Source organism: Streptomyces sp. NPDC002176 (genome assembly GCF_044903645.1).
Classification (GTDB): Bacteria; Actinomycetota; Actinomycetes; order Streptomycetales; family Streptomycetaceae; genus Streptomyces.
In genome coordinates, this window is record NZ_JBJDQW010000001.1 from 144,255 (window position 1) to 157,634 (window position 13,380).

At 74.1% G+C, this 13,380-nt stretch carries 8 protein-coding genes; 7 read left to right on the top strand and 1 reads right to left on the bottom strand.

Going from position 1 to position 13,380, the window contains the following annotated elements:
* The first annotated feature begins 270 nt into the window (after nt 1-270).
* On the top strand, nt 271-1,257 hold the full coding sequence (locus ACI2LY_RS00640; RefSeq protein ID WP_404705167.1) for a DUF5996 family protein: 987 nt from the start codon (nt 271-273) through the stop codon (nt 1,255-1,257).
* Between the two features lie 21 nt (nt 1,258-1,278).
* Here the strand turns inward: ACI2LY_RS00640 and ACI2LY_RS00645 are convergent, their stop codons facing one another.
* Entirely contained in the window at nt 1,279-1,476 is a 198-nt protein-coding gene (locus ACI2LY_RS00645; protein WP_404705168.1) for a hypothetical protein, read from the bottom strand.
* A 269-nt stretch (nt 1,477-1,745) separates the two neighbouring features.
* On the opposite strand from ACI2LY_RS00645, the gene ACI2LY_RS00650 reads away from it, so the two are divergent.
* From ACI2LY_RS00650 to ACI2LY_RS00675, 6 genes are all read left to right on the top strand, one after another.
* Complete coding sequence (locus ACI2LY_RS00650) at nt 1,746-2,834, top strand: BTAD domain-containing putative transcriptional regulator (RefSeq protein ID WP_404705169.1); 1,089 nt, start codon at nt 1,746-1,748, stop codon at nt 2,832-2,834.
* A 38-nt stretch (nt 2,835-2,872) separates the two neighbouring features.
* Complete coding sequence (locus ACI2LY_RS00655) at nt 2,873-5,119, top strand: TOMM precursor leader peptide-binding protein (protein WP_404705170.1); 2,247 nt, start codon at nt 2,873-2,875, stop codon at nt 5,117-5,119.
* Nucleotides 5,109-7,025 carry a TOMM precursor leader peptide-binding protein gene (locus ACI2LY_RS00660; protein ID WP_404705171.1) on the top strand — a complete coding sequence of 639 codons (1,917 nt, stop codon included), beginning with the start codon at nt 5,109-5,111 and terminating at the stop codon, nt 7,023-7,025. The genes ACI2LY_RS00655 and ACI2LY_RS00660 overlap by 11 nt, the downstream gene beginning before the upstream one ends.
* Nucleotides 7,026-7,118: 93 nt before the next feature.
* Nucleotides 7,119-8,699 (top strand): SagB family peptide dehydrogenase, encoded by a 1,581-nt coding sequence (locus ACI2LY_RS00665; RefSeq protein WP_404705172.1) that lies wholly within the window; start codon nt 7,119-7,121, stop codon nt 8,697-8,699.
* 64 nt (nt 8,700-8,763) lie between these two features.
* Entirely contained in the window at nt 8,764-11,481 is a 2,718-nt protein-coding gene (locus ACI2LY_RS00670) for a lantibiotic dehydratase (protein ID WP_404705173.1), read from the top strand.
* Complete coding sequence (locus ACI2LY_RS00675) at nt 11,478-12,593, top strand: lantibiotic dehydratase C-terminal domain-containing protein (RefSeq protein ID WP_404705174.1); 1,116 nt, start codon at nt 11,478-11,480, stop codon at nt 12,591-12,593. The genes ACI2LY_RS00670 and ACI2LY_RS00675 overlap by 4 nt, the downstream gene beginning before the upstream one ends.
* Nucleotides 12,594-13,380: the final 787 nt, after the last annotated feature.

Sequence of the window (13,380 nt, forward strand, 5' to 3'; positions counted from 1 at the left end):
CCGGCCGCGCCGGTCGTTTCGGACGACGCCATGCTGGGCTCCTTCAGACGCTGCTGCGGAACTGGCGTACTGAGGTGGGGTTGCCGCTGTCCCGTCATCGTGTCACGCCGGGTGCGATCCGGCACGGGCGGGAAGGAGGCGAGGCTCCGGGGCCCGTGGGAGAATCGGGGGGTGTGCGGTCGTACGACTGCTCTGCCGGAAATCAGGCGATACGCGCCCGCCGGTGTACGGCCGTCGAGGACAGGTGGATCGATCCGCCGGGAGGCTCCCGTGAGCGAACGTCCCGAGGCGTGGCCGGTGCTGGACCACGCGGAACTGGGCCCCATGATCGAGTATGTGAACCGGGTGGTTCAGGTCGCGGGCAAGTACTCGCTGGACGACCCCTTCGAGGTCGGCTGGGGCAACATCGTGCTGGAGGTGTCCCCGCGCGGGCTGCGCACCCCGACGTTCCGGCGGAACGGGGTGACCTTCACGGTGCACTACCGGCTGCTCGACGGTGACGTGGTGATCGAGACCGACGGCGCCACGCGGACGCTGTCCCTGGGGCGGACGTCGGTCGCGGACTTCTACACGGCGTTCTGCGAGGCCGCGTCCAAGCTGGGCATCCCGCATCCGCGCAGCGCGCAGATCTGCGAGATCCCCGCCGCCCCGCCGAACTTCGAGGACGACCGGGTGGAGCGGGTGTGGGACGCGCACTCGGCCCGGCTGATGTGGGAGGCGTACGACCTCGCGGCGGCCGGACTGGAGGCGTGGCAGGCCCCGTTCCTCGGACACCGGCCGCGTGTCGGGGTGATGTGGGGCGGGTTCGACCTGTCGGCGACCCGGTGGCGCCCGAAGCGGACGGACCCCGGGCCCGAGGGCCCGCCGTTCATGCGCAACGCCCAGTTGCACGAGTACGTGTCGGTGGGGTTCTCCTTCGACAACACCCATGGCGACGGCAGCAGCCCGCTGGACATCGGCATGTACGCCTACATCTGGCCGCAGCCGGACGGTCTCACCGGCCGCTCCTGGGGTGTCGAGGGCGCCGACTGGCACCCGGACCTGGGCCTCGCGCTGCTGCCGTGGCAGAACCTGCGCCGACTGCCGGACCCGCACGGGGCGATCATCAGGTTCGGCGACGCCGTGTACGACGCGGCCGTCCAGCGGGCGGACTGGCCGACCGATCTGGTCGGACCGCGGGTCGACGGCTGGTACATGAGCGAGCACCAGCCGACCGAGCACACCGAGCGGATCGAGCAGGTGGGGCGGCAGGGCTGAGCGGACCGGGTGCGCCGGGGATCAGCCGCGCTGGTCCCCGGCGGCCGGGGGTTCGAGCCGCCGGTTCTCCGCCAGCAGCTCGTCGTACTTGTGGGACAGCTCGTCGTACCGTTCCTCGGCGGCGTCGTCGTCGGAGTCGCGCTTGCGACGGCTCAGGACAAACAGCACGACCGGTCCGGTAATCATCGAGACGACCGGGATCAGCGCCCACCACGGCATGGTTGTTCCTCCCCTGCGCGGCCGTCACGGGAGTGCGCCGCGCCACTTCACCGGGAGGGTATGCCCTGGCAGGGCGCTCGCCAACACCGTTCGACGCAAAAGCCTTCGCGTCCCCCGCTCGTCATCAGGTGTTTCGCGCCAACCACTGGACGGACCGGCCGGTTCGCTTCTAAGTTCCCGTCTCAACAGATCACTTGTTCACGTCCTACACCCCTGGTGTGAACAAGTGCCCTGTCGTGCGAGGCAGTTGGTGCATCACTTACCGTGCGATGCGAAAGGCTGTGGTGAAGACCGGATTTCCCGCGCCCGACGGCGCCCTTCCCGACCAGCGGTCCGCCACGGCGCGTCCGGACCGCCCCCGCTTCCAGGTCCTCGGCCTGCTGGCCATCACCGACGGGCACGAGACCGTCGTCCTCCAGCCCTCCAAACCGACCTCTCTGCTGGCCGCCCTGCTGCTGCACCCAGGTGCCGTGGTCTCGGGCGAGCTGCTCCAGCGCGTGGTGTGGGGCGACCGGCCCCCGGCCGGTGGCCGATCGGCGCTGCACACCTGTGTCCTCAGACTGCGCCGCCTGTTCGCCAAGTACGGGGTCGCCGACCGCGCCATCGAGGCGGTGCCCGGCGGCTACCGGCTGCAGGCGGACGCCGACACCCTGGACCTCCTGCACTTCCGTGACCTGCTCGGCCGGGCCTCGGCCAGCGACGACCCGGAGGCCGCGCTGCGGCTGGCGCGGGCCGCGCTGGGACTGTGGAAGGGGCCGCTGCTCGGCAACGTCCACTCCGACGAGCTGCACCGCGACCACGTCCCGCGTCTCGCCGAGGAGCGGCTGCTCGCCGTGGAGCGGGTCTTCGACGGCGAACTCCGCCTGGGCAGGCACCGGGAGATGATCGCCGAGGCCCGTGAGGCGGTGCGCGTCCAGCCCGGTCACGAGGGGCTGTCGGCGCTGCTCATCGAGGCGCTGTACCGCTCGGGCCGCCGGGCCGAGGCGCTCGCGGAGTACCGGCGTATCCACGCCCACCTCACCTCCGAGCTGGGGGTGGAGCCGGGTGCGGGCCTGCGCGGGCTCCAGCTCGCCGTGCTGCGGGGCGAGCCGTACGGCGGGCGCCCCGCGCTGCCCGCGTCCGGTGTGCCGCCGTCCGGGCCCGCCGGGACGCCGTCCGCTCTGGAGCGGACCTCTCCCCCGGCGCCGGGCGCGCTGGTGCTGCGCGCACTGGTCGACGCCGGACTGCTGGAGGAGGACCCGTCGGGCCGCTACCGGGTCCACGACCTGCTGCGGCTCTTCGTCCAGGCGGCCGGCACCAGCCTCCCGGCCACCGCACCGCACGACCCGGCGGAGAGTTCCCCACCCCCCGCCGACTGACCGCTCTCCCCGCCCTCTTCCCCGGAGGTTTCGCCAGCATGGTCCATGCTCCCTCGTCCCACGAGGAGATCGCCCGTTCGCGGCCCCGCATCCGCAGGGACGTCCTGTTCACCCAGACCCCGAACGGTGTGCTGTTCCACAACGCGCACGGCGGGTTCAACGTCGTCACCCAGTCCGCGTACCGCTTCGCCGCGCTGATCGTGCCCCATCTCGACGGGGAGCGGCGCGTGGAGGAACTCTGCGCCGGTCTGGGGGACAAGCAGCGCGACATGGTGGTCCAACTCGTGCGCGCACTCTACGCGCGTGGCTTTGCCCGGGATGCCGGGCCAAGACCCACCGGCAGCACACTGTCGCCGCAGGTGGCGGAGCGTTTCGCCCATCAGCTCGACTATCTGGACCATTACGCGGACGACGCGCACGGCCGGTTCGCCCGGTTCCGTGACACCCGGGTCGCGGTGCTCGGTACCGACGAGATGGCGCGCTGGGCCGCGCTGGGTCTGCTGCGCAACGGCTGCGCCACGGTGGGCGTCACGGGCATCACGGGCATCACGGTCGAGGACGCGGCGGAGGGCGCCCTCGACCACGACCCCCGGGGCACGGCGGGCGTCGACGCGGAGGTCACCGCTCTCACCGAGGCGGGCTGCGCGCCCACCCTGACGCGGCTGGGCGGGGGGACGCTGGGCTGGGCCGACCTCGACGGCTGGGACACCGTGCTGGTGACCGGTCCCGACGCACCGAGCCAGCTGCTGCGGCTGCTCGGCGAGGGCGTACCGGCCGGGCGGCGGCTGCTCGGGGCGTGGACGTTCGGACGGCGGGTGGTGGTCGGGCCGGTGATGACGGCCGGGACGCCGGGCTGCTGGTCCTGCGCCGCGCTGCGGCTGGGCGCGGGTTCCGACGCCGCCGACAGCGCCGAGCTGTGGGCCTCGCTGGGTCCGGCCGCGCCGCTGGGCGCGCCCGCGCGGGTGCCCACCGGGCCGCTCGCGGGGATGCTCGGCAACCTGCTGTCGTTCGAGGTGTTCCGGCTGGTGACGGAGGCGCTGCCCGCAGAGACCCGTAACCAGGTCGTCGTGCAGGACCTCGACTCGCTGGACGTGCTGGCCGAGCCGCTGCTGCCGCACCCCCGCTGCACGTTCTGCGCCTCCGGCGAGCCCAAGGTCCCGGACGGGGCCGCGCTGCGGGTGCCGCACGCGGACGACGAGCCGGTGCCACCGCCCGCCGACGGCCCGGCCGACGAGGCGGCGGCCAAGGGGGCGCTGACCGCGCTGGAGCTGCGGGACGTCCTGGTCCGCGAGGCGGCCGGGGTGTTCAGCGGCTACGCCGACGACGACTGGGAGCAGACCCCGCTGAAGGTGAGCACCGTACGCCTGGGGGTCTCCCCCGGCCGGATGCGGGAGGTCTCCGCGATCGACGTGCACCATGTGGCCGGGGCCCGGCTCGCCGCGCTGTTCCGGGGCGCCGAGGTGTACGCCGAGCATGTGGTGCCGCCTCGGGTCGGCGGCGAGGGGAGCCGGGTCGCGCCGGTCGAACTCGCCCTGTCCAGCGGGCTGGACGTGCCCATGGATCAGGTCGCCGCGTGGTCGGAGGCGACCTCGCTGCTGGACGGGCGGACGGTGCTGGTGCCCACGGGCGCGGTGCGCACCCTGGGCGGCTGGAACGACCAGGGCCTGTTCGAGCGCACCTCGGCGGGTACGGGCGCCGCGGGCACTCCCCGCGCCGCGCTGGCCCGCGCCCTGCGCTCCGCCCTGGCCCATGACGCCCTGCGCCGGGCGATCCGCCGGGAAGCGCCGGTACGGCTGGTGGACCTCGGCTCCCTCACCGACGACGCCGAGTCGCTGTTCCTGCTGCGCTCGGCGGAGAACCTGGGCGTCACGGTGGAGGTGCTGGACCTGACCGAGGGGGCGGCCGCACTGCCGGTGGCCCTGGCCCGCTGCACCGACCCGGAGAGCGGGGCGGTGCGCTGGGCGTCGGGCAGCGGCCTGCGTCCGCGTGAGGCGGTACTGGAGGCGCTGCGGGATCTGCTCGGCGCGGAACAGCTACGGCGGGCCGGGGCGGAGCCGGATCTCGGTGACCCGCTGTGGGCCGACCTGGAGGCGGCCGCGCTGGTCGCCGAGGGCGGGCCGGTGCCGGTGAGCGCGGCCGGGACCGACTGGGGTGCGGTGCTGGACGCGCTGGCGGCGGCCGGACGGGACGCGTTCGCGGTGCCGGTGACCGCGCCGGACCTGGCGGTGGGCGAGGTGCACGCGGTACGGGTGCTGCTGACCGGTGGCGAGCCCGGTGCCCACTGAGACGGAGACGGCGCCGGTCGCCGTCGACGCGCCCTGGGACACGGTGTGCGCACGCCTGACCGCCGCGCTCGCCGCCCGCGTGCCCGGCCGCCCGGCCGAGGTGACGGCGCTGGGTGTCCGCGACGAACTCGGCGATGAGGCCGTGGAGTTCACGCCGGGCACGATCCCGGTGGGCCTGTACGGGCATCACGCCGTGGTCGGCCCGGTCGCCCCCGCGGACGGCCATGGCTGTCCGCGCTGTCTGGCCCGGCGCTGGCAGGCGGTGCGGGCCGGGTTCCTGCGGGACGCGCTGGAGCAGGGCGGGCCGACCCGTGCGGCCGGGACTCCGCCGTGGGGTGCCGACTTCGTGGTGGACGCGCTGGCCGCGCTCGTCTCGGCGGCGGACCGGCACCCGCGTGCCGTACGGCATCCGTGGGTGTGGCTGCTGGATCTGGAGACGCTGCGGGTCTCCCGGTTCCCGCTGGTGCCGGACGGTGAGTGCCCGTCCTGCGCGGGCAGCCCGGACGACACGGCCGAGGGTGCCCGGATCGCCCTGGAGTCCGCCCCGGAACACACGCCGGGCAGCTTCCGTACCCGCCCCCTCTCCGCGTACGACCTGCCGCTGGAGGCGTTCGCCAACCCGGTGACCGGGATGCTCGGCCCGTCCGTGGCGCCCGATCTGACCTCCGCCTCCACCTCGTCGGCGGTCGGCGCCTTCACCACCCGTTCCGGCGCCTATCTGCGGGAGTGCTACTGGGGCGGGCACACGGGGGCGTACGGAACGAGTGTGCGGGTCGGGCTGCTGGAGGGGCTGGAGCGGTACGCGGGGATGCGGGCCCGCGCCCGGCGCCCGGTCGTCACGGCCACGCTGGACGAGCTGGGGGACACAGCGGTCGACCCACGGGTCACCGGGCTGTACCCGGACAGCTTCGACGCGGACGCGGTCGGCGCGCCCCGCTTCGCGCCGGACCGGCCGATCGAGTGGGTGTGGGGCTGGTCGCTGCGGGACGCCCGGCCGGTCCTCGTCCCCGAGGTGGTCGCGTACTACCACGCGCCGGGCGGCATCCGGCGCCGGTTCGTGCAGGAGAGCTCCAACGGCTGCGCGTCGGGCGGCAGTCTGGCCGAGGCGGTGCATCACGGGCTGATGGAGACCATCGAGCGGGACGCGTTCCTGCTGGCCTGGTTCGGCCGGGCGCGGCTGCCCGAGATCGACCCGGCGAGCAGCACCCGCCCCGCGACCCGCGCGATGGTGGACCGGCTGGCGATGTACGGGTACCGGGCGCGGTTCTTCGACACCCGGATCAGCTTCCCGGTGCCGGTGGTGACCGCCGTCGCCGAGCGGGTGGACGGCGGGCCGGGGCTGCTGTGCTTCGGTGCGGGCGCCTCCCTCGACCCGGAGGACGCCCTTGCGGGCGGGCTGTGCGAGATCGCCACCGACTCGGTGAACCTGCGCCGCCGTACCGCCCGCGAGGAGCGGCGGCTGCGCCGGATGGCGGCCGACTTCGACGAGGTGCGGGTGCTGCACGACCATCCGCTGCTGTATGGGCTGCCGGAGATGGGCCGGTACACCGACTTCCTGCTGCGCGACCGGGACGACGGGGCGCGGGTCCCGCTCGCCTCGCTCGCCCCGGACCCGTCCCGGCCCCGCCCGGCCGATCTGCGGGCGGACGTGGAGGCGGTCGTGGCCGAGGTGACCGCGCGCGGCTTCGACGTGGTGGTGGTCGACCAGACGGCGCCGGAGCAGCGGGAGTTGGGGCTGAGTACGGCCAAGGTGCTGGTGCCCGGTCTCCTCCCGATCGACTTCGGGTGGAGCCGCCAGCGCGGCCCATGGCTGCCCCGTACCCGTACCGCGCTGCGGGAGGCCGGGCTGCGTACGGCCGAGCTGACGCCGGACGACCTCAACCCGGCCCCGCATCCCTTCCCCTGACCGGCCCGCGGCCGAGACGCGGCACAACGAATCCCGGGCGCCCGGCCCGAACCGCCGGGCGCCCGCCACAGACGAGCTGACTAGGGAGTGACCATGGGATACGCCCATGAGTACGCGACCGCGGTGATGCGGCGGGGCAGGACCCCCATGGAACCGGCCGACTTCGTGCCGGACTGGGCCGACCGGCCCCGCAAGGGCAAGTACTTCCCCGGCGTGCCCTCCTTCCCGCTGCCCGACGGCGGCTGCGCGGACAACGCCACGCTGGGCCGGGGCCTGTTCGGCGAGCCGGGCACGGGCGCGTTCACGCTGCCCCTGCTGGGCGCGATGCTCCGGGACTCCTACGGGCTGACCGGACGCAGGCTGGCCGTGCAGGCCAACTCGGACCTGGGTTCGCTGCCGTTCCACACCCACGCCAACTGGTCGCGGGGCACCGCCTCGGGCGGCGGCCTGTACCCGATCGGCGTGCATTGGGTGAGCGGCGCGAGCGGCCCGCTCACCCCGGGCGTCTACTACTACGACACCCCGCACCACCGGCTGAACCGGCTGCTTTCCGGTGACGTGACCGGTGAAGTACGTTCCGCCCTGGGCGACTTGGCGGAGGCCGACACCGACCAGTTCCTGGTGCTGGGCGTGACCTTCTGGCAGAACGCCTTCAAGTACAACAGCTTCTCCTACCACGCCGTGACGATGGACATCGGCGCCCTGCTGGAGACCTGGCGGATGTGGGCGCGGGCGCACGGACTGCGGCTGGGCACCGCCCTATGGTTCGACGAGCCGCGCATCGGGCGGCTGTTGGGCCTGGACCCCGCCGAGGACGGGGTGTTCGCCGTGGTGCCGCTGCGCTGGGACGCGCCCGCGCCGGTCGCCCCGGAGACACCGGGGGCGGCGGTTCGGCACGTGCCGGACGAGCGTTCGCGGCGGACGCTGACCTTCCCCACCCTCGACCGGGTGCACACCGCCACGCTGGAGGGCGCCGCCGACCGGCCCGCCCACGGCAGGCTGGACCCGGCGCTCGCGGCTCCGGCGGGGCCCGGCGAACGGGTGCCGCTGCCCGGTCCGGCGCCGCTGGACACCACCGTGCGGCGCGCGTTGCGCGAACGGCGCAGCAGCTTCGGCCGGTTCACCGCGGGGGCGCCGCTGGACCCGGCCAAGCTGGCGGTGACGCTCGCCTCCGCCGTCACGGCCGCCACGCTCGACAGCGACGTGGAGACACCGGGCGGGGCGCCGCTGACCCGGTTCCATGTCTTCGTCAACCATGTCCGCGACGTACCGCCCGGCCTGTACGAGTACGACCGGGACACGGGCGGGCTGGTGCTGCTGAAGTCCGGCGCGTTCGGGGCGTTCCTCCAAGAGAACTACTTCCTCGCCAACTACAACCTGGAGCAGGCGGCCGCCGTGCTGGTGCCGGTGGCGCGCACCTTCGCCGTCCTGGACGCCGTGGGTGACCGGGGGCTGCGGCTGGTCAACGCCGCCGTGGGCGCCATCGCCCAGGCCGTCTACACCGCCGCCTCCGCCGCCGGGACCGGCTGCGGGGTCGCGCTGGGCTTCGACTGCGTGTCGTACGCGGAGGAGTTCGGGGTGGCCGACCGGGGCGAGGTGCCGCTGCTGATCATGATGATCGGCGAGGAGCGGCCCCGGCCCGCCGACTACCGCTACGACATCGTCGCCCCATGACCCGCCCGACCGACCGCCTCCTGCCCGGTCCGCGGGAGTTCCGACACGAGAGGGGCAGCACGGTATGAGCCCGGCCACCACAGTCGCCGAGACCACTGTGACCCTGCACGACCGATTCATGCTGCGCGTGGCCGGGCTCCCGGCCGAGACCGTGGAGGTGCTGCGCGCCCCCGAGACCGCCGACTGGGCCGCGCGCACGGCGGCCGAGGAGGACAGGCTGCGCGCGCTGGGCGCCCGGCTGAGCGATCCGCTCTCGGCCGCGGTCGGCGCCACCGAGGACGCGGCGCTGCGCCGCCGCCTGCTCGCGCTGCGCCGCCAGGTCTTCAACAACCGTCTGCCCGCCGACCTCCCGGCCGCCCGCGACCTCGCCTCCGGCCTCGACGGCGACACCGGCGCGGACCTCACCGCCTGGCTGGACGCGCGCCTGCGCTGGGAGGAACTGCGCGCCGAGGGCGAGACGGTGCTCGGCGGCGCGCTGGCCCGCGCCCGCGCCGCGCTGCGCGGACTGGCGCTGGACGACCGGCTGCGCCGGGGCCTCCTGCTGGCCTCGCCCACGCTGGAGGAGCGGCTCGACGCGTTCGCCGCCGACCAGAACCCGGCACCGGGCAAGCGGGCCCGCAAGATGGAGCGTTCGCTGCTGTCGTACCTGTACCGGACCGCCTGCAAGACCAGCCCGTTCAGCACGCTGACCGGGGTCGCGCTCGGCGGTTTCACGGAGGGCGGCGACCTGACGGAGGTGGACGACGCCTGGACGAGCCACCCCCGGCTGAACGTGGTCGTCCTCACCCGGCTCGCCGAGCTGATCGTGGCCGACCCGGCCCGCCGCGCCGACCTGCCGGTGGCACCCGCCTCGGGCTGGAAGCTGGACGACGACCGGGTGCGCTATGTCCGGCGGGCGGTCACCGCGGGGGACGACAGCGCGCCGGTGAGTTTCGACGCCGCCCAGGACCGGCTGTTCTTCCTGCGCAGGCAGGGCGCCCTGGACGGAATGCTCACGCTGCTCCGCGACACCGAGGGCACGCTCACCCACGGCGACCTGGCTCGCTGGCTGGCCGCCACCACGGGCGCCGGGGAGGAGGAGGCGGGGCACTATCTGACCGCGCTGCGCGAACTGGGCATGCTCCAGCTCCCGTCGCTGGACACGAGCGTGCACAGCGCCGACCCGCTGCGCGCCTTCCAGCGGGCGCTGCGCGGGCTGGGGGTGGCCTGGGCGGACACCGTCGCCGCCCGGCTGGACGGCCCGGCCGAGGCGGTCGCACGGTACGGGGCCGCCGACGTGCCGACCCGGCGCGCCCTCCTCGCCGGACTCCGCACCGAACTCAGCTCTCTCCAGCTCGACTTGGGCGCCGAACGCCCCGTACTCCCGCAGACCCTGCTCTACGAGGACGTGTCGGCGGGCACCACCAGCGCCCCGCTCGCCCAGTGGGCCGAGCCGGTCGCCGCGCCGCTGCGGTCGATCGGCCGGGTGCTGCCCGCCTTCGACGTGGCGCTGCCCCAACGGCTCACCCTCAAGGGCTTCTTCGTCGCCCGGTACGGGCGCGGTGGCCGCTGCGAGGACCTGCTGCGGCTGGTCCACGACTTCCACGAGGACATCTTCCGCCAGTACCTCCAGTTCACGGCGGCCAAGGACGGCTACCTCCCGGACGGCAGCCACGCCCCGGAGGAGAACTGGCTCGGCGTCCCGGAGATCGCGTCCATCGACCGGGCCCGCGCCACGCTGACCGCCCGGATACGGGAGCGCTGGGCCGAACTCCCTGACGAAGCAGATGAGTTCGTCCTCGATGACGCGATCGTGGACGAGATGGCCGACGCCCTCGGCACCGCCGCTCCCGTCTTCCGTCCGCAGAGCCACTTCCTCCAGCTGGCCCGCCGCGACGACGGTCCCCTGGCGGTGCTGAACAACTCGTACGGCGGCCTGTGCTTCCCCTTCACCCGCTTCACGCACTGCTTCGACGGTGCGGACGGGCTCACGGGTGCCCTGCGGGACGGGCTGCGTTCGGTGCCGCCGCCCGGCGCGGTCCTCGCCGAGGTGACGGCCGGTGCCGCGACCACCAACCTCAATCTGCACGGCAGGCTGACCGACTACGAGATCGTCTGCCCCGGTGAGAACAGCACCGCCCCCGAGGAGGCCCGCCTCCACCTGGACGACCTGTACGCCGTGCACGACGAGGACGGTGACCGGCTGCTGCTGCGCTCACGGCGCCTGGACCGCGAGGTCGTCCCGGTGTACCTCGGCTATCTGGTGCCGATGGTGCTGCCCGAGATCCCGCGCACCCTGCTGCTGTTCTCCCCCACCTCCCGCTCGGTGCCGGACGTGTGGCGCGGGGTGCCGACCGGGGAGGCGGAGGACGGCGTCACCCGGCGCCCCCGCGTCCGCCACCACGCGCTGGTGCTCCAGCGGCGCTCCTGGACCGTCGCCGACGGCCACCTCCCGCTGCGGGCACCCGGTACCGCCGACGCCGACTGGTATCTCGCCTGGCACCGCTGGCGGGTCCGGCACGGCCTGCCCGCCCGCGTGTTCGCCACCGTCCACGAGGAGACGGAGGACGGCCAGGGCGCCGCCTGGTTCGGCGGGTCCAAACCGCAGTACGTGGACTTCGAGAGCCCGCTCTCGCTCACCGCGCTCGAAGGGCTCCTCGCCGGGAAACGGGCCCGGACCGTCTTCGAGGAGATGCTCCCCGCCGAGGACGAACTGCACGTCACCTCACCGCGCGGGCGGCACGTCGCCGAACTCGCCGTCGAACTGCTGCCCGCCCGACCTGAGGAGGACGCCACACCATGACCGCTCCCACCGAAGCCTCCGCCCTACCCGGTCAGGCGCCCGGCGAGTGGCTGGCCGTACACGTCTTCTACGCGGCCAGCCCTCGCCCGTTGCTCCTGAACTGCGTCCGGCCCTTGGTCGACGCCCTCACCGAGGAGGGCCTGCTCGCCGGGTACTTCTTCATCAACTACTGGCTGGAGGGCCCCCATCTGCGGCTGCGTCTGAAGCCTGCCCGCGCCGCCGACGCCGCAGTGGTCCGGGAGCGGGCACACGCGGCGCTGGAGACGTTCCTGCGCGAGCGGCCCGCGCTGTACGAGGTGAAGGACGGCTTCTTCGCCGACCTCTACGAGACCTTGTTCGCCCTGGAGTTCGGCGACCAGGAACGCTCGGAGTACCTGGGCCCGGACGGCCGGATGCGGCTGCGCCCCAACAACTCCTTCGAGGACCGCCCCTACGAGCCCGAGTACGGCAAGTACGGCGGCCCGGCCGGGATCGAGCTGGCGGAGTGGCACTTCCAGCACTCCAGCGACCTGGTCATCGAGGCCGCCCGCTCGATGAACCTGCATCTGCGCACCGTGCTGCTCGGGCTGTCCGCCCAGCTGATGACGGTGATGTCCGGCACCTTCCTGCGGGACGACGAGGCCCTGCTGTCCTTCCTGGACCGCTACCACTCCTTCTGGAACCGGGCGTTCTCCAGCACCAACTACACCGCCGACGAGGGCTACGACCGCGCGTACACCGCGATGGGGGCCAGCCTGCCCGGCCGGTTCCGGGACATCCGGGACGCGGTCGCGGCGGGCGAGACCGGGCGGCTCCCGGCGTTCCTGCGCGGCTGGGCCGAGCACTGCGCCGAGCTGCGCGACCGGGCGACGGCGCTGACCCGTGACGGCGCGCTGGTCTTCCGCTCCTGGGACGGCACCCGAGACCTGCGCCCCACCGACCCGGCGCAGGCGCTGCCGATGCTGCTCTCGCCGTATCTGCACATGACCAACAACCGGCTGAGCACGACCGTCCGCGACGAGGCGTTCCTGTCGTACGTGCTCGCCCGTGCCCTCCGGGATGGCGGAGCGCAGGGTGCCGAGGGCGACGCGGGCGACTCGCTGGCGGGCTGGCGCCGCGGGGGTGAGGGGTGACCACCGGCACGTTCCTCGCCAGCCGCCCCCGGGTGCGCCCCGACCTGGTGGCCGGGCCCCGGCTGGTGCGCGGTACGGCCCGTATCCATCTGCTGAAGGACCCGCGGTCCGGGCGGCGGCTGGAGCTGGGCCCCAAGGAGCACTTCCTGATCACCCGGCTGGACGGGACCCGGACGCTGGAGGAGATCGGCGGGGAGTACGCGGCCGCGTTCGGTGCCCGGCTCGGGGAGGCGCAGTGGGGACAGTTGCTGCGGCTGCTGCACGGCCGGGGCCTGCTGGAGGGCTCCCCCGGGCCGTCGGTGGCGCCCCCGGCCGGGCCGGAGCGGCCGCCGAACGGGATTCTGGCCGGCCGGACCCGGATGGTGTCCGACGCGCCCGCGCTGATGGACCGGCTGCACCGGCTCACCGCGCCCGCGCGGCGGCCCGCCGTGGTGAGGGTGCTGACCGCGCTGGCCGTGGGCGTGTTCACCTCCGTCGCGCTGCAGGCCGGGACGTTGTGGCGGCAGACGGAGGAGACGGCGCGGCAGCCGGTGCTGCTGTTCGCGATCGGCTGTGTGCTGTGGTGCTCGCTGGCCCTGCACGAGCTGGCGCACGGGCTGTTCGCGCGGGCCTGGGGCGGGCGGGTCACGGAGGTCGGGCTGCGCTGGATCTGCTTCGCCACCTATCTGTACTGCGAGGTGGAGGACGTCCAGTTCCTCGGCAGCCGGGCCCGGAAGGTGGCCACGGCGTGCGCGGGCGTCTTCGCCAACCTGCTGTTCCTGGTGCCGTTCTACGCGGTGTGGGTGCT

What these genes read in the sequence shown, in the direction of transcription:
- ACI2LY_RS00645 (WP_404705168.1), bottom strand. Translation starts at nt 1,476, where the DNA reads ATGCCGTGGTGGGCGCTGATCCCGGTCGTCTCGATGATTACCGGACCG.
- ACI2LY_RS00650 (WP_404705169.1), top strand. Translation starts at nt 1,746, where the DNA reads ATGCGAAAGGCTGTGGTGAAGACCGGATTTCCCGCGCCCGACGGCGCC.
- ACI2LY_RS00655 (WP_404705170.1), top strand. Translation starts at nt 2,873, where the DNA reads ATGGTCCATGCTCCCTCGTCCCACGAGGAGATCGCCCGTTCGCGGCCC.
- ACI2LY_RS00665 (WP_404705172.1), top strand. Translation starts at nt 7,119, where the DNA reads ATGGGATACGCCCATGAGTACGCGACCGCGGTGATGCGGCGGGGCAGG.
- ACI2LY_RS00670 (WP_404705173.1), top strand. Translation starts at nt 8,764, where the DNA reads ATGAGCCCGGCCACCACAGTCGCCGAGACCACTGTGACCCTGCACGAC.
- ACI2LY_RS00675 (WP_404705174.1), top strand. Translation starts at nt 11,478, where the DNA reads ATGACCGCTCCCACCGAAGCCTCCGCCCTACCCGGTCAGGCGCCCGGC.